This is a genomic window from Nocardia nepalensis, assembly GCF_048910785.1.
GTDB lineage: Bacteria > Actinomycetota > Actinomycetes > Mycobacteriales > Mycobacteriaceae > Nocardia > Nocardia nepalensis.
Genome location: NZ_JBKBET010000044.1, coordinates 51,118 through 70,908 on the forward strand (window position 1 = coordinate 51,118; position 19,791 = coordinate 70,908).

15 protein-coding genes and 2 CRISPR repeat arrays are annotated in these 19,791 nt (G+C 63.6%); of the genes, 5 read left to right on the forward strand and 10 right to left on the reverse strand.

The window, feature by feature from the left end:
- Positions 1–147: 147 nt before the first annotated feature.
- Both ACHQ4I_RS41960 and ACHQ4I_RS41965 read right to left on the reverse strand, forming a co-directional pair.
- The gene (locus ACHQ4I_RS41960) at positions 148–873 is read right to left on the reverse strand and encodes a DUF8176 domain-containing protein (RefSeq protein WP_420777505.1); all 726 of its coding nucleotides are present in this window, start codon (positions 871–873) and stop codon (positions 148–150) included.
- 12 nt (positions 874–885) lie between these two features.
- Positions 886–2,208, reverse strand: coding sequence for a hypothetical protein (locus tag ACHQ4I_RS41965; RefSeq protein ID WP_420777506.1), 1,323 nt, complete (start codon positions 2,206–2,208; stop codon positions 886–888).
- An 8-nt stretch (positions 2,209–2,216) separates the two neighbouring features.
- Here ACHQ4I_RS41965 and ACHQ4I_RS41970 point away from each other — a divergent pair, with 8 nt between their 5' ends.
- The 5 genes from ACHQ4I_RS41970 to ACHQ4I_RS41990 all read left to right on the forward strand — a co-directional run bounded on the left by ACHQ4I_RS41970 (position 2,217) and on the right by ACHQ4I_RS41990 (position 6,149).
- The gene (locus ACHQ4I_RS41970) at positions 2,217–2,864 is read left to right on the forward strand and encodes a hypothetical protein (protein ID WP_420777507.1); all 648 of its coding nucleotides are present in this window, start codon (positions 2,217–2,219) and stop codon (positions 2,862–2,864) included.
- Between the two features lie 139 nt (positions 2,865–3,003).
- Positions 3,004–3,447: a hypothetical protein gene (locus ACHQ4I_RS41975; RefSeq protein WP_420777508.1), complete on the forward strand. Its 444-nt coding sequence runs from the start codon at positions 3,004–3,006 to the stop codon at positions 3,445–3,447.
- A 37-nt stretch (positions 3,448–3,484) separates the two neighbouring features.
- Entirely contained in the window at positions 3,485–4,003 is a 519-nt protein-coding gene (locus ACHQ4I_RS41980) for a hypothetical protein (protein WP_420777509.1), read from the forward strand.
- Positions 4,000–5,103: a hypothetical protein gene (locus tag ACHQ4I_RS41985; RefSeq protein ID WP_420777510.1), complete on the forward strand. Its 1,104-nt coding sequence runs from the start codon at positions 4,000–4,002 to the stop codon at positions 5,101–5,103. The genes ACHQ4I_RS41980 and ACHQ4I_RS41985 overlap by 4 nt, the downstream gene beginning before the upstream one ends.
- A gap of 14 nt (positions 5,104–5,117) precedes the next feature.
- Positions 5,118–6,149 (forward strand): FAD-dependent monooxygenase, encoded by a 1,032-nt coding sequence (locus ACHQ4I_RS41990; protein ID WP_420777511.1) that lies wholly within the window; start codon positions 5,118–5,120, stop codon positions 6,147–6,149.
- 586 nt (positions 6,150–6,735) lie between these two features.
- Positions 6,736–8,144: a CRISPR direct-repeat array (repeat unit 37 nt; unit sequence GTTGAGATCCTCGCCGATCCGCTGGGACCGGCGCAGC).
- 258 nt (positions 8,145–8,402) lie between these two features.
- On the opposite strand, the gene cas2 is transcribed toward ACHQ4I_RS41990, so the two are convergent.
- The 8 genes from cas2 to ACHQ4I_RS42030 all read right to left on the reverse strand — a co-directional run bounded on the left by cas2 (position 8,403) and on the right by ACHQ4I_RS42030 (position 19,718).
- Entirely contained in the window at positions 8,403–8,693 is a 291-nt protein-coding gene (gene cas2, locus ACHQ4I_RS41995; RefSeq protein ID WP_420777512.1) for a CRISPR-associated endonuclease Cas2, read from the reverse strand.
- The gene (cas1, locus tag ACHQ4I_RS42000; protein ID WP_420777513.1) at positions 8,693–9,709 is read right to left on the reverse strand and encodes a CRISPR-associated endonuclease Cas1; all 1,017 of its coding nucleotides are present in this window, start codon (positions 9,707–9,709) and stop codon (positions 8,693–8,695) included. The genes cas2 and cas1 overlap by 1 nt, the downstream gene beginning before the upstream one ends.
- Positions 9,702–10,361, reverse strand: a complete 660-nt coding sequence (locus ACHQ4I_RS42005) for a CRISPR-associated protein Cas4 (protein WP_420777514.1) — start codon at positions 10,359–10,361, stop codon at positions 9,702–9,704. The genes cas1 and ACHQ4I_RS42005 overlap by 8 nt, the downstream gene beginning before the upstream one ends.
- A gap of 37 nt (positions 10,362–10,398) precedes the next feature.
- Entirely contained in the window at positions 10,399–11,298 is a 900-nt protein-coding gene (gene cas7c / locus ACHQ4I_RS42010; protein ID WP_420777515.1) for a type I-C CRISPR-associated protein Cas7/Csd2, read from the reverse strand.
- Between the two features lie 27 nt (positions 11,299–11,325).
- Positions 11,326–13,182, reverse strand: coding sequence for a type I-C CRISPR-associated protein Cas8c/Csd1 (locus tag ACHQ4I_RS42015; RefSeq protein WP_420777516.1), 1,857 nt, complete (start codon positions 13,180–13,182; stop codon positions 11,326–11,328).
- A complete protein-coding gene (gene cas5c / locus ACHQ4I_RS42020; protein WP_420777517.1) occupies positions 13,182–13,814 on the reverse strand; it encodes a type I-C CRISPR-associated protein Cas5c in 633 nt (210 codons plus the stop codon). The genes ACHQ4I_RS42015 and cas5c overlap by 1 nt, the downstream gene beginning before the upstream one ends.
- A 1,251-nt stretch (positions 13,815–15,065) precedes the next feature.
- Positions 15,066–16,332: direct repeats of the CRISPR family, unit length 37 nt; unit sequence GTTGAGATCCTCGCCGATCCTTCCGGACCGGCGCAGC.
- 353 nt (positions 16,333–16,685) lie between these two features.
- On the reverse strand, positions 16,686–19,277 hold the full coding sequence (cas3, locus tag ACHQ4I_RS42025) for a CRISPR-associated helicase Cas3' (RefSeq protein ID WP_420777518.1): 2,592 nt from the start codon (positions 19,275–19,277) through the stop codon (positions 16,686–16,688).
- A 153-nt stretch (positions 19,278–19,430) separates the two neighbouring features.
- Complete coding sequence (locus tag ACHQ4I_RS42030) at positions 19,431–19,718, reverse strand: hypothetical protein (RefSeq protein WP_420777519.1); 288 nt, start codon at positions 19,716–19,718, stop codon at positions 19,431–19,433.
- Between the last annotated feature and the right edge of the window lie 73 nt (positions 19,719–19,791).

Sequence of the window (19,791 nt, forward strand, 5' to 3'; positions counted from 1 at the left end):
TGCGGTTTCGGGTCCTGGCCATGTGGTGGCCAACGCGACGGCGGCCGTGGTCACCCCAGCCCGTATACCAACACCTGTCATGGCGATTAACACCGTCGTACCCCCGCTCTTCCCTCGGGTTGTTCGATTGGTGAACTGCTCGACGCGTCAGACGGCAGCGATAGAGGTGATCATGGCGTGCCCGTCGATCTCAATGGTTGAAATCCTTTGCCGCCAGGTCATTCCCGCCTGCCCGGGACGTATTTCGGTGAGTTCGACCAGGTACTGCCCCGACTCCAAAGGATGGATCTGCACGCAGTAGGTCGTCCCCGGTGGTACCGAGTCGATCCCGGCTTGGATCTGGTCGATGCTCGGCACCGCCGCGTCCGAAGAGACCACTGCGCGCGCTTGGCCTGCGTCGCGTGCGACGTAGTACGACGCTTCGAAGGCCGTGATCGCCTGCGGTCCACTGTCGTTCAGCACTAGGGGCTGAACGGCATCGGCAGCATCGGTGTCGCGCCAGCAGCACAGCGGTGCATTTCCGCTCACAACCGGCGACACCGCCTTCGTACCGGATGGGCGGGGAATCGTTGCCGCTTCGGCCATCGATGGGTTGCCGCCGGTACCGTGAGCATCGTCGTTGCCATCGACGGCGATGAAGGTGCCGATTCCGAGCGCTATCACTGCACTCGCCATCGCAGCAACGCGGCGGCGAGCGTACCTGGCTGGGGCCCAGCGCTGACGAGGCAGCGCAGCGAGCCATCGCGGCTCGGACGTTCCGGCTACGTTTCCAGCGACAGCGGCAAGCCACTCGGCAAGCCCAAATGTCCGGCTGGCCGCTTCCTCGACGATGACCACCTCTGGGTCCGACTTGGATCGATCCTGGGTTCCCATCGCGTTCTCCGATCAGTCCATGGCGGGAGCCAGCAGCGATCGCCGCCCCTGAATTGCTTCCGGGATCTGCTCGCTAGCGAAGATATCCACGGGCGGAACTACCGTCGATGTTGGAATCTCCCACTGCGGCAACGACGATGCCGCAATTTCGGTCAGTTCCGTCACACTCGGCATTGGGGCTTCGCCGTCACTTGGTCCGACTACCGCGCCGAGATCAGAGAGTGCTGTCAGAGCCGCGCCCGAGGCCGCGACATCAAGAAGCCCAGCCCTATTGAGGTAGTCCGCACCCGCACCAATCAACGCGCCTGCCCTATCCAGCTCGATCGTCGCTTGGTGAGCCAGATACTCGTTCCAGGCATGCTCGGGCCCTGCCAGCTCTCGAGGCAACCAATCCGGTCGCGGGATCGTCTCCGCACCAAGGCAGAGGGTGCTGTCATCGAAGCCATTTGCTGGTTCTTGGTCGGGTGCGTCATCCCAGTCGGGCACCGGTGAAGACGGTTGCGGGAGATACACGGTCACCGTCGAGTCTTTGTGCGGAGTCGGATTCACGGATACCGGTGGCCTCGTCGTCACTCCCGCTTGTCCGGAGCCCGGTGTCGCGATCACCCCGGCCTGGCCGCCCGGGTCCGCGTGTCCGGTCATCGCGCAGAAGATGCCGACGATCGGTGTCATCGCGATGATCGCCGTCCGCCGGAGTGATCCCGCTCCGAGGAAGCGAGTGAACCGTCGGGGGCGAGCGGAGCTGCGATCGACACCGGTGAGCGCGGGAACGATGCCGCCGCAGCCGCTGGTACGCAGGCAGGTCCACAACGCGCCTTCGAGCGACGCCGACACATAAACCGCCTCGGCGACCAGCCCCGCCGCCTCGGCCTGCTCGCAGATCACATCGACGCGACCGATGACCGCTCCCGCGACTCGGGTGGGCGCGACCGCAACGACCACGACCTGCTCCGCGCCGACTGGGATGTAGGCCGGGATCGCGATGTTGAGCCTGGTGATCCACTCCCACGACATCACCTGACGCCTGTGGAGCCAGACGAGCCATATACCAACTGTCGTGTGCTCGCCGCCCGCCGCACGGGCGGCAGTGACCAATGCCAACTCCACCAATTCAGCTGAACGCTTCGTCTCTGACACAGTCATCGCCATCCTCCGTTCGCTGTCGGTCACGACCAGGATGGTCACAATCCCCACTCTGTCGTGAGATTCGTAACCAGAGGTTAGCGCATTAGAGGAAGTTTTCAAGAAGAAAACGGCAAATTCCAAAGCTTTTCTTCGTCTTGATGCACTGAACTGGGCAAAAATCATGTATTTTTTGTGATATCTGTCGTACATTGGAGTGCATGGCAGGCCACGATGAGTTCTTCGCGACCGTGGTGCGGAAGCAGCGCGAGACGCTGGGGCTCACGATGCTCGAACTCAAGGAGCGCGGAGGCCCCGCGGTCCCGACCCAGGTCGAGGCCGAGCGAGGCGAGCTGCGCGACAACGTCCGGCCGAGCACCTTCCGCAAGTACGACATCGGGCTGGGCTGGGTCATCGGGTCCGCGGCTGCCGCCTACCGCGAAGGTCGCCAGCCCGTCGAAGCCGAGCCCAAGCCCCCCGATGCCTTCGAACCCGGGGCAACGACTGTGCCGCTCAAACTAGAGCAACTGCTGCCCCTGCTCGATGCGCAGCGCGAACTGCACGCCATCGCGATCGCGGAACCGGTCACCGGACTGCCGAGCGCTCTGGATCGGCTCGCCCGCGCAGTCGCGACGATCACCGGCCCGTTCGTGACCGACATCCTGGAACGCAACCGCAACCACCAGACACACCCCCTCATCGAGATCGCGTTCGCGGACGCCCTGTCCGCCCCCGTCTCGGCACTAGACCCTGACGCCGAGGAAAAGCTCTATCGGCGGTGGCTCATCGGACGCGCCGACAGCCTCGACGACGCGACTTCTCGACGCTTCGAGCAGCGGTACCAGTCACGTCCAAGGGGGGAGACATGACCGGCACGTTTTGGAGACACCCGCCTCAAATACGGTCCGTCGTTGATCGACCACGGCTACAGTTTCGCGCGGGACCAGCGCAAACAGAATCGGTCGTGGCCCGAATTATCGGGAGGCCGACACGACAGGGGAGGCGATGATGACCGACAACGACGCTCCGCGGTTGAGCGTTCGGCTCAACCGGTTATTCGACACCTTCCATCAGCGGACAGTCCCCGAACAAACCAATGACGTTGTCGCACACTCGGTGAGCATCATGGTGGACCGAGTCGTCCCTGCCGACGAGATCGCACGGATCAGGTCGGGGCTGTTCGACAACCACCAGGCACCGGACCCGGTGCTGGTCGAGGCGCTCGCCCGGCATTTCGGGGTGCCACCGGAGTATCTCGCCGAGTCTGGCGAGCGAGTCGAGGCGATCGATGCCTACCTCCGGCTGATCGCCGCCGCACGCGACGCCGGGGTCAATGGCCTAGCGCTACGCGGCGATGATCTGGACTATAGCGAACTCGCCAGCATCTTCGCGAAACTCACTCAGCGACAAGCCGATCCCACGCATACTCCGATGAAACCCCTGCCCCAGTAGCTCGATCCACACCCATATCGACGCAGGAGGCTCGATCGTGGACAAGCCGTTGATCGTTGCTCCCGCAGCCGGTGTGCCAGCACGCTATTTCCTGCTGCGCCGTCGCCTCGCACGGATTCTGCGTGAGCTCGGCGTCGACGCCACCGATGGTCCCGACGCGATCATCGGCGCGCTGGCGTGGCGACTCGGTAAGCCGATCGAGGTCCATCAGCACGTGTTTCGTGTTCCAGGGTACTTCGGCGCTACCGTCGCCCAGGACGACGGGTTCCATATCTTCGTGCAGGCCGCGACCAGCCGTGAACACCAAACCCATGTGGCGATGCACGAGATCGCCCACATCCTGCTCGGCACGCTGGATTCCGCTGCGGCAGCGATGATCTCGGGAACACACCGCAGTGGCGACTACGACAACCCCGAAGAACGCGACGCCGAATTCGTGGCCCGAGTCATCACCGCCTGGGTCAATGTCGCGCTCGACGCTCGACTCGTCGAACAAGCCAATGAACGCGCCGCATCGCTGGCGCGTTCTCTGGAAGACAGGATCGCGTGGTCATGAACGGCCTCACACTCCACGAGTGGTGGCTGCGCTCAGGCATATTCGTGCTGATCGCCGTATGGCGGATCCACCAATCGATACGGCGTCGCCCGTCGACCGCGTCGGTGCTGATCACCATCGCCTTCATCGCTATCGCCGCCAACCTCGTCTTCGAAGCACTCGCTCACGTGGAAAGCCAACAAGTCGACGGACGTCCCTACACCATCGTCACCGTCCAAGCACTCGCATTGATGATCGCGTGGTGCGCGGCGTGTGCCTACTACGCCCACGCCGACAACAGCACCCTCGCCAAGCGAATCCTCATCGTCGTATTCAGCCTGGCCGCAGCGACATTCGTGCTCCTCGTCGCTACCGGACGCGCGGTGCCACCCGGTGTGCGACTCAAGGACTACACCCAGCCCGAGGTGGTGCGATTCTTCGTTCTCGAAATGCTGTTCTCCACCGCGGCGCTCGCCACCGGTGGGTTTCTCGCCGCTCGAGTCGCACGCCGATCACGTGGATCCCTGCGTGCCGCGATGGCATTGGCGTCGCTGGGCCAAGGCATGCTCGCGGCGGTGCTGCCTCTGCTGTTCGTCGAGGTCTGGGGCCAATATCGTGACATCAGAGTGCCCTCTGTCAGGCCGCTGTGCATAGCCCTGTACCTGCCTGGTGGAGTGCTGTGGCTTCTCAGTTTCGGTGCGGTCGCCGCGGCTCACCGAACCAAACAACTCACCGCCATGCGCCGGGCGATACGCGACAACCGCACCCTGCGGAATCTCCTGCACGACCTCGAGGCCATCTCGCCAGCCAAACTGAGCTACCCGCGCACAGGCTGGACACCACTACTGCTGCAACCACACTCCGCGCTGCTACGCACCCGCATCGAATGCCGCGACCGGCTGCTGACCCTCAGCCCGCAACTGGGCACCGAACTCACCCCGCACGACCGCCAGCAGCCCGACGCGATCGCACGCGCGCTCGTACGGCTGCGCGCTCGCGGCCTAGCCCACACGCCCGCCGAACCCGCTCACCCGATCGCGATCCTTACCGCCGACGGATCGCCGCACAAGGACTGGCTGACAGAACTCGCTCATAGCTATACCCGTCTGACCCGACCCTAGAGAGGCAGCACGCCATGGTCACCATCATCGGCGGCGGAATCGCCGGAACGGTCCTCGCCGGCGCACTCGCCCGCAACCAGCACCCGGTCACCGTCTACGAACGCCAGACCACCACCGGCACAGGTGCATTCGTGGTACTCGATGGCCACGCCCACCAATCGATGGTCGAACTCGGCGTCCCCCTCGACGCCCTGCACGCCGCGTCACATGAGGTGCCAGGCTTCCGGTTCCACTACCTCCCCGACGGCCGCAACGCTGTCCGCAGCCAAGGACACCGCCTCTACGCACGGACAGAACTCATGCGAGTACTCAGCGAATTCGCTGCCAGCGCAGCCACAGACATCCGCTACGACACCCCGATCACCGACCTCGACCCCACCACCGCAACCATCTACTCCGGCACCACCCCCATCACCAGCGACGACCTCATCATCGCCGCCGACGGCATCGACTCCACCGCCCGCGCACGCCTCGAGCCCGACCGGCAACCGGAATACGCCGGACAAGTCGTCATCTACGGATCCATCGACCAGCACGTCGACCTGCCCAGCGAACCCTCACTGCTGCACTTCCACGGCCAACTCGGCACCGGCCCCCTGCCCACAAGCACCTTCGGGCACATGTGGAACGACCACAGTGCCTACTGGTTCACTCGCATCACCCAAGCCCCAATCCCCCAGGAAGACATCGGCTTCCACCCCACCGAGCGCTGGGCACAAACAGTTCGCACCGCCGACCCCACCGCCACCGAACTCATCGACACCATCCTCGCCAACACCGACACCGTACATATCTCCAACGCCCGCAACGTCGCCTTCACCGATGCCCGAGAACCACAACTTCCGGTCGTACTGTGCGGCGACGCCGACCACGCCATCACCCCCGCCGCCGCCCGCGGAGCCCGCGAAGCCATCGAAGACGGCGCAGCCCTTTACCGGGCGATCATCGCCGGCGACTCACCTGCCGAGGCCATGGCAGAACGCCGAACCCAGATCACCACCGAACGCGACCAACTCGCCCGCGTATACAGCCGCGCCCGCGCCTGATCGACCTCACCGAAGCGCTGGAGTCTTAGATCACGCAGGTATTCACCGAGGCCTCCAGATTCGGGCGGAACCTGGGGCGGCGTATGAGGAACTGTCGATTCCGGTGAGACTCGAACGGACTCGACATCTACTATCCTGCAGCGGCCACAAGTGTCGGTGCGAGGCGTTCGACTTCGTCACATGAATTGAATGGGACAGGGTCCAACCAGCTGGGCTCTGCGGAATTGCGTCGGGTGCGGCGCCTTTCGAGACGAAATGGAGGTTGACGCCGATGATGTGGGCGTCGTTGGCCGTCGGTGTCGACTGCGGCCGGTAGGTGAGCTACGGCCTGCACGCCATGCTGTTCGCCTCGGCCGGGCACCGGCCAACGGCCCTGGCCACTGTCAATCCGCTGAGACCGACCCAACACCCATTCCAACGTATCGGACAAAATCGGTGCAGGAGTTGATCTTCGCGGATCCGCTGGGACCGGCGCAGCCGAAAACATCTCGTTGAGCGCGCCGAGGTTGCATTTGTTGAGATCCTCGCCGATCCCGCTGGGACCGGCGCAGCTGTCGGACAGGCTGGGGCCGACGTATCTGATAAGGTTGAGATCCTCGCCTATCCGCTGGGACCGGCGCAGCCATCGCGCGGAAACGCCGTTCGCTCCCAGCCACTTGTTGAGATCCTCGCCGATCCACTGGGACCGGCGCAGCCGGCCGTAGTCGCATTGGAAGCGCGGCATGATCCAGGTTGAGATCCTCGCCGATCCGCTGGGACCGGCGCAGCAAGGTCGGCTTGGTGCCAGCATTGACAACCGACTGTTGAGATCCTCGCCGATCCGCTGGGACCGGCGCAGCATCCGCCGCCGCCGAACTACAACGCCGAGCAGTTGGTTGAGATCCTCGCCGATCCGCTGGGACCGGCGCAGCCGCAAGACTGCGTAGCCGAGGACGAGTGGTATCGGTTGAGATCCTCGCCGATCCGCTGGGACCGGCGCAGCTCCACGCGGCCGGAGGGGGCACTCCGGGGTGGGAGTTGAGATCCTCGCCGATCCGCTGGGACCGGCGCAGCGCCGAGAGTATGGCGCTGTATCACCGTTCCCGGATCGTTGAGATCCTCGCCGATCCGCTGGGACCGGCGCAGCACCGCCGCCTGGCACCACACCCGGCGAGGGGCGGGGTTGAGATCCTCGCCGATCCGCTGGGACCGGCGCAGCCTGCCGTCGCCGACGCCGATAACCGCGCGGCTGTTGGTGTTGAGATCCTCGCCGATCCGCTGGGACCGGCGCAGCGTGACGACGACGCCGTTGTAGCCGGGTTCGTCGCTGTTGAGATCCTCGCCGATCCGCTGGGACCGGCGCAGCCGTCCGCCATGGACAACCTCACCACGACCGGCAAGTTGAGATCCTCGCCGATCCGCTGGGACCGGCGCAGCCCCAACCATCAGGCAGGCAATCGCCGAGAGCTAAGTTGAGATCCTCGCCGATCCGCTGGGACCGGCGCAGCCCAGCCAGCGCATCACCATATTTACGCCGCTTCTGTTGAGATCCTCGCCGATCCGCTGGGACCGGCGCAGCGTCCCAAATGCTCGACATGATGTGTCCGGCGGCGGAGTTGAGATCCTCGCCGATCCGCTGGGACCGGCGCAGCGCATCGCCCCGGCGTCCTCGAGCGCGTCCCGCGTCGCCGTTGAGATCCTCGCCGATCCGCTGGGACCGGCGCAGCTTGCAGGCGCGTGCCTTCGATGTGTCCTCGATCCGGTTGAGATCCTCGCCGATCCGCTGGGACCGGCGCAGCAGGAGAGTCACTGCTGAAGGCGATCGACCGCTGGAAGTTGAGATCCTCGCCGATCCGCTGGGACCGGCGCAGCCGGAACCTCCTCGGCAATCGGGTCGGGGACAGTGAGTTGAGATCCTCGCCGATCCGCTGGGACCGGCGCAGCAGTCCTAACCAGCAGCATCCGCAGTGCACGCTGACGTTGAGATCCTCGCCGATCCGCTGGGACCGGCGCAGCGCTGCACGACCAGCAGGTTTCAACATGCTGCTCGATCACTGCACGGCCCTGCGGTGATTTGCTAGTGCGTTTCGCCTGCATGTCGATTGAGAACCTCACGGTGATCTGGGTCGCGCTTGAGGTTCCGAACCGGACTGTCCACGCTCGACGAATGAAATATGCTCGACAGCAACGCTCCTCGCCTGAGACCCACTTCCCTAATAGCGGCCCGCCAACCTCCGGGACGTGGGGCACAGTGAGTTGGACCGGACTCGGCGCTCACAGGATGAGCGGCTCATTGTGGGGCGGTTTGACTACCGCACCGAGGTGCCGAGCGGTCTGGAATGTGCCGCTGTCAAGTTGGTAAATGCGGATGCTGTCGGTATCGGGCTTGATGGCCTGGGCCAATTCTGCTTCCAGAAGTTGCCGGACGACAGGAGTGCAGGTGACCTCGAACACAGATTTCTGGACTCGGAAGCCGTGGCCCTCGCATATTTTCGCTACTCGGCGTAGTCGGGCAGCTCCGATCGGGGTGATGGTCTCGACGTCGTAGGTGATCAGCAGTTCCATTAAGTCACAGTCCATGGGAAGTAGGTTGCGGTGTCCCCGCGCAGATGACGAGAAAGTAGACGCGCTTGGATCAGAGGGAGCAGTCCCGCAGGTATGTCCCGGTCGAGATAGGCGTGCGGCCAAAGTCGTTCACGTGCGAGGGACCATTGCTCGAGAAAGAACCGGCGTCCTTCATCGGTCAGTTGAACCTCACCGCCAGGTAGCGTCAGTGTGTGGTGTTTGGCGACCTGGTCCCTATTGATAAGTGTGAGGACGAGGCGGTCGACCATCAGCGGGCGGAACTCCTCCATAAGATCCAGTGCCAGTGCGGGTTTGGCTGGGCGAATGCCATGCAGATATCCGACGTAGGGGTCGAGGCAAACTTGTTCGAGGGCGCCGTGGACGGATGCACGCAGCATGCCGTATCCGAACGACAGCAGACAGTTGGCGACGTCGGTCGGCGGTCGTTTTCGGCGGCCCGGTTGTGTTGTGGGGGCGATGGACGGGAAGCTTTGGAAGTAGTCGCGGGCTGCTCGGCCTTCGATGCCAAGCACTTGGTTGAGGTCGCTGGCTTGGCCAAGTGCAGTGAGTGCGGTTTCATGTCGGCCCGCGATATCACGGAGGGCCGATTGGCGGCTGCCGGTGAGATCTCGAGCGGCCCGCAGCAGAAGTTGCCGGTAGTTGTGCAGCTTGCCCGCGACCATGGCCTTGGCCAGGGCCAGTCGGTGAGTAGGGTCGTCGTGTGCGCGGACCTGTTGCAGGCGTAGCTGCGGGTTGCCGGTCAATGGTCCGGCTACGCGGGCCAGGAATTTGCCGTTACGAGTGACCCACGTGACGGCTCGGCCGTCAGCAGCGCATCGGTGGAGCAGGTCGTCGGTCACGGTGACTCCGTTGAACGCGACGATGTCATCGATCCTGATGAGGGGCAATAGGTGTCGGCCAGGCTTGTCCGGGTGGTACACGCGCAATGCGTCACCGTCGAGGTGGAGGCTGGTGCCTGGGGTGGTGACGAACAAGGTCTTGAGGAGCTCAGTCATTCCAGTCTCCGAGTCGACGTGGCATAAACAGATCGATACTCCGGCGGTCCACTGTTTCGGGTAGACATCCTGGCCGCAGCGAGCAGCGGGTGCAGCGGCTGTCGTTGATCGCGGGCGGAAGGGTGTTCTCGACGATGGCTTCCTGTAGTTGCTCGACCACGGCGCGGACTGCGACGGTCATGCTCTCGTTTACGTCGATCTGGTAGCGGCGGCGGGTCTTTCCTGCGAATAGTTCGCCGAACGGCACGTCTTGGTCGAACATTTCACGCAGGCACAGTACTTGTGCAGCGACCTGGAGATCAGCTGCTCCGCCCGGTCGATAGGTCCCCGACTTGTGTTCCACAGGGACTGGGCCGGTGGTGGTCCAGTGAACAGTGTCGCAAATGCCGTGGATGCCGAGTTCCCAGTTGTAGACGGGCAGGGATCGCCAGATGGTGGTTCCCGCCCGTCCTGTAACTGTGCCGCCTCGATCGACGGCGGCGTGCGCGATATCTCCTCGTTGAGATCCTCGCCGATCCGTTGGGACCGGCGCAGCCCCTTGCGGTGACAGAACTGTGTCGAGGTTGGACTCGAAAGATGCTTCCTGCCATATAAGGATGGCCCGGCGTGGCAGTAAGCGTAGTGCTCGATCGCCGAGATCGGCACGTTCCATCGGCGGTCCAAGATCGGCGATTCGGACATATCGTCGGTCAGTTGATGACCTGGGTGTGGGTGACACCGGTCGGCAGGTCATTGGTGTTGACAGCGACGGTGTAGTCGGCGAAGCTGCGCGGGCCGTATTCACTGTCCTTGTTGTGCCGTTCGACGACTACACGGCTGAGCAGTTTGTGGGCGGGAGCATTACCGAAGGCGTTGTCGTGGCTGAAGACATGCAAGCCTCGGGTGGCCATACAGCCGCGAGCCGCCGAACGGTCGTGGTCGAACATCATGTCCAGAACCTGGTAGAGCAGTTCGAAGTCCCTGGCGTCGACTCCGGTCTTGGTACCGCGGGCAGCGGAGTAGGTGATCTCGGCTTTGTAGAGGCCGTACGGGATGGTCCATTTTCCGCCCATCTCGGTGGACTCGCCGTTGTCGATGTCGGATTGGCGGGTCTGGGTGACGCGGGTGATCGGATGTTCGGTCGGTGTGACGGGGTCGATGGAGCGGGCCATCCCGACCTGCAACGGTCCGCGAATCTGGCCGAGGGCGTTGGTGTCACCGGTGGACAACACGGCCCCGAACAGGCGAATGTCGGCGTACCGATCGCACAACCATGCCCTGGCGGTCTCGGCCTGGTCTTTGGTGAGTTTCGATTTCAGCTTCAGTCCGGTGGCGGCGTATGACTCGGCGAGGCGCGTGTTGAGAGCGTGACCTGCCTCGACAAAGATGCCGTAGCGCGGATCGTCGGCTGCGGCCAGGGACAGGGTGTCGCGGATTTTGCGTTTTATGCAGACATCGGTGATCAGGCCGTGCCCGGATTCGATATCGACGCGGGGTTGGTTGCCTGCGTCTGGGTTGCCGTTGGGGTTGCCATCGGTCACGTCGAACAGCAACACCATGTCGTGGCGCACAGCAGGATTCAAGTGCGCGGCGGCGAGGGTGGTGGTCATACGGGGGTGTCCTTTCGGGACGAGAGATCAAACTTGCGGAGTGTTGTTGGGGCGGTAGGCAAGCTGGTGGTGGTAGCCGAGGACGAACTGCTCTTGTTGGCGCACACTGCAACGCGCTGGTAGCCCCTTTCCACCGTCGACGAGTTCATAGAGTTCCGTGAGCTGGTTTTTGCAATGCGCGGCCAGCGCGGGCGATGTGCGGCGCCTGATCTTGCTGAGCCATGCGTCGGCCTCGATTCGCCCCTGGGTGAGCGCGACTCTGGGCGTCGCCACGGCACTGCGGAAATAGCGATTGGTGAACGTACTGTTGACCTCATCGGAATTTCGGCCGGTACCGGATTTCTGGCCCGCTTTCTTCTCGACTCCCGATTCCTCACGGGCACGGTCGGGCCGGTGAGCGGTGCGTTGAATGCTTTCGAGCAAAGCGAACAGGCGACCAGCCAGGTAGGCGGGATCGCGGCGGTTTTTGTCGAGACCGGTGAGCATAGGGCTGTCCTCGATTCGATTGGGACATCTATTGAGTGCAAGACGGATCAAGGCGGCGCGGACATCGTCGACGCGGCCGTCGTTACGGACGCGGTGCATCAGGTGGGCACGCAGCGCCATGGGCACCGGGACACCAAGCAACGCCGTGCGCAGCAGATCGCGGTTGGCTTGTTGGTACCGGTCGGCGTTCTTAGCGCCGAGCCGCGCATAGTGCCCGGTTCCTTTGTCCCAGCGGCCCAGGCAAAGAACCATGTCCTGCAGGGGATGCCATCGCCGGCCCGCGTTGAGCGTGGCACCGTTGGGCAGGGTGTGGGGCCGTGACCACCGCGGCGTGTTCTCGTGGTCCTCGAACCAGGCGGCGAGGTTGTGATCCAGACTCGTCGCCTCAGGGGCAGTGCTGGCCAACGGCATGTCGATCCAGTCTCGGACCATGACGCGAGAAACGTTGCCGCCCAATGCAAGCCAGCAGAACCGGGCATCGAGCCTGCGGGCGGCCGGCTTGCCGGTGTGTACGTGTCGCAGCAGGGCGTTGATGTGATCGGGTTCGGCTCGTTCGATCTGATCGGTCCAGACATGCTCGCCGGGGTCGCTGACCCACCAAGCCAACCGTGTGTCTTGGTCGGGGTAGGTGATCGCGTGCTCCGAGGACAGCACACCGATGAGACCGGCCATCATCTCATCGGCGCAGTTGAGGCAGATGGGTGTGTAGGTGAGCTGCTCGGTCAGGTCGTAACCGAAAACGCGCGCGTTGACCGTCACCAGCGGGGCGTCGTTGCTGGCGCCCGGGATGAGGCTCGCCGGCACCTTCACCGGGATGTTTCTCGACAACGCCCGCGCTTGCCCGCACACCAGGCACGTATCGGTCCGGCCGGTGGATTTGCTAGCCGCCACCTCACTCATCCAGTGCTCAGCGGCACTCGTACTTCGATACGCGGGTACGCCGTCGATGGTGGTGATCACGCCGTCCTTGGCGCGAATGCCTTCAGGGCGTTCGAGTTCGGCGAGCCGGCCGGATTTGTGCAGCGCCAGGAGAAGGTGGGGCACTGGATCGGTACGGTTATCGACGGTTGCGGCCCATCGGCCGATCAGGTCGACATACGCCTGGTGGCATTGCGCGACCCTGTCGTTCTTGGTCGTTTCGTCGCCCCAACCCAACACATATTGCACGTCATCGGCCGCCAAGTGTGCCAGCACATTCGAACTCCGATCCGACGTCGGGACCGTGTGTGTGACACCGCGTTTCGGCGCCTCGGGGACACGCAGCGGGTGCAGGGACAGACGGTCGATATCGCCGCTGTTGGTACGGACATCCAGCTTCCACCGGAAGTCACGATCGCGATGGAACGCCGCAGCCCCCTCTCGGTTGGCGCGCCCGTAGGCAGCCAAGCGGTCCAGCATCAGATCGCCTCCGCGGGCAGCTGTGCCAAACCGAATTTCGGGACGCGCAGCACACCTTTTTCCAGTCGTGCCCGGAACCAAGTGAACGATTTGCGGTTGCCGCCGTGGTGGATGCTGTGGAGCATCACCCCCAACTCGGCGTTCACGTCGATCGCGGTGCGGTCATCTGGTTTGGAGAAGCTGGCGGCGAATTCCCTTGTTCCCAAATATGGTTGGGAGAAGCATTGGCCGCGTGCGACACGGCGGCGGAACTGGTCCCGATAAGCGGCCTCCGGCTTGTCCGCGTGCGGATGCAGGTCCATCTGGGCGTGAATTCGGTACGCGACATCCTTCAAACACACCGCGTTTCGCTGCACACGATGCGCCACGGTGTCCAACCGTCGGCGCCCCGATACCGCGTCAGCGAGCGAAGCCAGATCCGTTGTCTCGTTACGCCGCAACGTGAAATGCCGAATCTGCTCGAGCACTTCGATGCGCTGAATGCTGTAGGAGAATTCAGGTTTCCAGTAGATCGCCTCCAACACACCGATCGCCGCCGTCGGCGTCATCACCGGATACGACACCCGCTCCGCGGTCAACTCCGGCCGGGTGAACAATGCACCCGGCCCCCACACCTGCACAGTCAACGACACTGAAACCTCACCCTTTCCAGCACTTCTCGAAACAGACCGATAAACAGAATTCGACCCCCAGCCCTATCCGGCAGTCCAATATTCGTGTGACTCGTCTCCTGAACCCCTGCGAGACGGGCCCAACGCTAGCACCGACGAACATGCGGCGGAAGTGGAAATTTTCCGGAACATGTTGTGGCAGTGCAGAGTCCGCATAGCGCAGAATCATGCACTAGGCCACCGACAAGAAACGCGACTCGATAACTGGCGATAACACAGCTCGGTCACAGCAAGCGCGAAAGACGCACGCGAACACGGCCTCTGGCCAGCCCACCAGGCACGGCGCACTACCGTGCCCGGGAGCCGTTCCCGCCGATTCGGCGCAGGCCACGAGTCACACGTTGAGATCCTCGCCGGTCCATTCAGACCGGCGCAGCCCCGTGTGGAGCCTTCGTGCCCGGCGGCACTGGTGTTGAGATCCTCGCCGATCCTCCCGGACCGGCGCAGCATAGGCGCCGCTCGTGTCGACTACCCACTGCAGATCGTTGAGATCCTCGCACGATCCTTTCGGACCGGCGCAGCTCGAAGTGCTGCGGCAGGAACTTGTCGTCGACTCGGGTGTTGAGATCCTCGCCGATCCTTCCGGACCGGCGCAGCCCCCGAGACCGGCGCCGTGAACGTCGACAAGGCATAGTTGAGATCCTCGCCGATCCTTTCGGACCGGCGCAGCCGAGAACGCGTTCGTGGTGCGTCGCGTGGTCGGCGTTGAGATCCTCGCCGATCCTCCCGGACCGGCGCAGCCGCTTTTCATCAACCGCTGCCACTTGCCCAACAGGATGTTGAGATCCTCGCCGATCCTTCCGGACCGGCGCAGCCATCCGCTACACCGATCACACCGTTACCCCACTGGTGTTGAGATCCTCACCGATCCATTCGGAGCGGCGCAGCATCCGACAACTCCGGCACTTCGTTCGAGCCGGTGTCGTTGAGATCCTCACCGGTCCGTTCGGACTGACGCAGCGGCTCGGCTGTGGGAAATCGAGCACGTCGCCAATGTTGAGATTCTCGCGGGTACGCTCGGACCGGCGCAGCAGCCAGATCTCATTGTTGGTGGGATTGCCGACCAGGTTGAGATCCTCGCCGATCCTTCCGGACCGGCGCAGCTGGATTCTGCGCAACGCGATCGTGTGGCACAAGCCGTTGAGATCCTCGCCGATCCTTTCCAGACCGGCGCAGCTTCGTTGGCGAGGCCATAAAAGACCTGCTGCTCGCGTTGAGATCCTCGCCGACCCTTCCGGACCGGCGCAGCCCAAACCAGTTCCGGCGCAGGCTGATACGCGACATAGTTGAGATCCTCGCCGATCCTTCCGGACCGGCGCAGCGGTCCACCTCACAGCAGCACCAGCAACGCGATCATGTTGAGATCCTCGCCGATCCTTCCGGACCGGCGCAGCTGCCCGTTGCTGGTCCGCTCGGCTCTGCGGCCCTGTTGAGATCCTCGCCGATCCTTCCGGACCGGCGCAGCCCGCGCAATCCGGCGGGCTACCTGTGGTCGATCCTGTTGAGATCCTCGCCGATCCTTCCGGACCGGCGCAGCCAGCAGGCAGCGAATCAACCCGCGTCGTCGAGCAAGTTGAGATCCTCGCCGATCCTTCCGGACCGGCGCAGCCTTCTGGACCACGGGTGCGGCCGCTCGACCACCAGTTGTTGAGATCCTCGCCGATCCTTCCGGACCGGCGCAGCCTGCGCGACGCCATGTTTCGCGCGTCCATACGGTTGGTTGAGATCCTCGCCGATCCTTCCGGACCGGCGCAGCCGCGCGAATGGTGCCCGACCCTCCCCCACCCGAGGTGTTGGCATCCTCGCCGATCCTTCCGGACCGGCGCAGCAGCCGGTCGGCGGTCTGGCGCGCATGGTAGGTGCCGTTGAGATCCTCGCCGATCCTTCCGGACCGGCGCAGCCCCGTCATGCTCGACGACGGGGCCGCGTGCGCGGCGTTGAGATCCTCGCCGATCCTTCCGGACCGGCGCAGCGCGGACCTGTCACCCATGTGGTCGATCGACCCGTTGTTGAGATCCTCGCCGATCCTTCCGGACCGGCGCAGCCCGCCGCCCAATTGGAGTCAGCGCAGCGGGAATACCTGGTTGAGATCCTCGCCGATCCTTCCGGACCGGCGCAGCGGTGCCCGTCGAGGCGGGAGCGTTCGTCGCCGATGTTGAGATCCTCGCCGATCCTTCCGGACCGGCGCAGCCTTGCTGGCGCGTTTGACCCTAACAAGTCTGCTGGTGTTGAGATCCTCGCCGATCCTTCCGGACCGGCGCAGCATCGGATCCGCGGCGAGCTGGCGGCGCATGTCGACGTTGAGATCCTCGCCGATCCTTCCGGACCGGCGCAGCAGATGAGGAAAACGATTGCAGCAGCGACGCTGCTGTTGAGATCCTCGCCGATCCTTCCGAACCGGCGCAGCAACCGCTTTCCAAAGCGTCGGTCCTCAAGGGCCTTGTTGAGATCCTCGCCGATCCTTCCGGACCGGCGCAGCACTGGACAACCAGCGGGATTCCACAAGCAGCACGATCATCGCACGATCCAGCACGGCCATGTCGATACGTTTCCACTAGATAGTGGTTGAGAACCCCCGGCGATTCGGGTCGCGCTTGGGGTTCCCAACCTCGGCTGTTCACGCCCCATGCAGTGAAACATGTTCCACTACAACGAGTTCCAATCGGTGCGTAGCAGGACTGCGCACGAGGAGCGCACCGATCCACCGAGAAAGGAGAAGCGCCAGCCTGACCTTTCGGCACCATCCGACCTTGACGAGATTCAAGCAGTGTTCATCGCCCCTGCGCAGTCAACCTCGATCTCTGGGCGGGTGACCGAGACGGTACGCCGTGATCAGAACACCGTGGGGAGATCGTCCTCGTCAATACCCAGACCGCGGCCGGTGCCCGAATCCCAATCGTAAGTACCTTTCCACCGTCCCAAATCGCCGACGATGGGATCGATCAGGGCGGCGGTCTCGGGACGTTGCGCGCGATGGGTGGGTAGCTGAACTATCCACGGCTGCAGTGTCCGTAATCCGGCCGATGACCCAACACGACCCGCTGCGAGATCAGCCAAAGTAGCCTCGATCATCGGGCGATGGCGTGCATCGTCGATGACTACCGGCACAGTGTCCTCGTCGATCATCCGGAAAGCTTTCTTGCGGTCTCGGCCAGCGCTGACACCGAGGTCGATCTCCGGGCCGTCGGTGACGGCGATGTAGTCCAGCTTCCGGCGGCTGTCTTGAATAACTTGGCCGACATTCCATTTGGATCGGTTCATCGGCCGATAGTCCAGTCGCAGTTGCTCATACAGCTCCTGGTAGTAGCGGGCGAGCATGTCTTGATCATCCAACTCCGCGCCGGTTGATCCGAAATGGATGGCGGTAAGACCACATCCGATCTCGTAGTCCGGCGGACGCTTTCCGTCGACCGGGTCGAACACCACGACAAGTCCTCCCTCCGGATACTCCCCGTTGCGGTTGGCACGTCCACCGGCCTGCTGCACCGAATCCGCTGGAGCTAGAGCGCGCCACACCGCAGGAAAGGACACATCGACGCCGGCTTCGATCAATTGAGTGGACACGACGAGTGTTGGGAGACCTCGAGCCAGACGTTCGCCGACGAGTCGGAGAACGTCTCGCCGATGCTGGGGACACATGCGAGTCGACAGATGCCACACATGCTGATGTCGTTCCGATACCAGTCGATAAAGGCTGCGTGCATCGGCAACGGAATTGACGATCACCAAAGCCTGATGTTGTTCGGCGACCTCGGCCGCGACCTGCTCCCACGTCACCTTCGAGTCCAGCCGCCGCTGATAGCGCACCCGCCGAGCACGATCGAACAACGACTGCGGGTCGCTGATGATCTCCTTGATCTCCAACCGCTCGCGGCTGGATTCGGATTCTCGCCACACCGACAGCGACTGGAACTGTGGCTGGGTGGCCGAGGTGAGCAGCACGGTGGTACCGAAATGCTCTGTCAGAGTGCGGAGTCCACTCAAGATCGGCAATAGCAACCTCGGCGGCAACGCCTGCACCTCGTCGAGGATCAGCACCGCGTTCGCCAGCCTATGCAGTTTACGAACCTGGGACGGTTTGCGACCGAACAGCGATTGGAACAACTGCACCGTGGTCGTCACCACGAACGGCGCATCCCAATTCTCCGCCGCCAACCGCGCCCACCGCTGCGCCTGGGTCACCGTACCGGTCCCGTTGTTGTCAGGCTCGAAGCGAACGCTGGAATGGTGCTCGAGCACGACTGGCTGCTCGTCGGTATCGAGGAGCTCCCGATACACATCAGCGTTCTGTTCGGTGATCGTCACAAACGGCACCGCGATGATCACGCGGGACTTGCCCCATGCCTTCGCGTGCTCCAGGCCAAAGGCACCTTGCGCGAATGTCTTCCCCAGCCCTGTCGGCGCGGCAAGCCGGAACACTCCCGGCTCCCATTTCGCCGCGGCGACCGCAGCCGCGTACACCTGCGTTCGCAGAAGGTCCGTCGCCGTGGGTCCCCCCGCGAGATTTCGTTTGCGCGCGATCTTCGCTGTGCGACGTTGCTCGAACCGGTCAGCCAGCATGGCCATATCGGTCGGCTCCGCAACTTTCGGACCTGCAAGTCCCCGACGGTGGGCGCCGGTATCCAGATGATCAGCATCGACCAACGTCGAAAACGCCATCCGCAGGCCCATTTCCATCACCAACTCGTTGCCAGCACCCTGCCAGCTCGACGGAATCAACCCCGCACCATCGAGCACCGCTTTCGCCTCCGGCACAGCATCGAAAAACTCCGCTGCCGCATCGGCATCCCCAGGCGCAGGCCCTGCGGCGAGGAGGTCGTCGAACATCTGACTACTCAACAAACCCCCGTGGTGCCCCCACACCGCCATCGCCGCGACATCTGCCACTGGGTACAACAGACGCGCACCCAGCTCCTTGTGTGGAACACCGACCCGGGTTCCACTTGCCTCCACCTCCAACAGGCGGCTCTGCCACAAACACGACGCCTTGCCCGCATCGTGAAACAAACCAAGCGCATGAGCGAGGTCTCCGGCACCGAACACCGAAGCAAACCGTCCCGCCCATTCCCCCGTCGACCGGCAGTGCTCGTGCAAGCTGTGCCGCACCCCAGACACATCGCTGACACTGTGTGCCCACAAAGTCATCCGCCAGACAATAGTGAAATATGTTCTACGGCAACAGCGCTCACCTGCCTGGTCCAGGACGTGCAGACCTGAACCCGCCGCTAAAACCATTGCCGCCCAGGGCAACTGGCGGCCATCAATGCGCACGACTCGGTGCCATGGATACTCAGCGAAACGGCCGCGGACCTCGTTGAGACGCTCGGCCTCCATTGCGGTCCACTCGATCCGGACCACGAGGGTGATGAACGCCTCGACGCTGTAGGTCAGCTGCGGAACTTCGCTGGGATTTGGTGTCGGCATGTTTCATGCCTTGCAGGTCTTTCAGCATGCGGACAACCGCATCCGCGAATGCCTCGTGGATCGACAGCGACCCGATTGTGAGCCGGCCGGCGCAGACGAGCACAGCGTTTCAGCGCGTTTAGTCGGCACGGCGGATCCGCCCTGTTGGAGGTATCACAGATACCCTTCCCCCGTAGCGCCGCTGGCCTGCAGCCAGACGACGACTTCCTCCCCTGGAAAGGCAGCCCGCAGCATCCGGTCGATCAGCTCGACGGGAGAATTCGCAGCCTGCGATACGCCGCCGACCGATCCTTCTAGCGCGAACCGTGTGCCCTCAAGTTTGCGGCTCCACGCGCCGCACAACTCACCGAGCGCCTGCCTGGTCGGACCGGTGACGGTACGCAGTTCCTCGATGAGGTATGCGAGGTCGCTGGCGGTCTCCACATGAGGGACATCAGACACATCGCCGCATCCAAGTCGCAGGTCTTGTGCCCGCCGCCAGGCCAGGTGGGGAGCACTCAGGACCCGCCCCGGC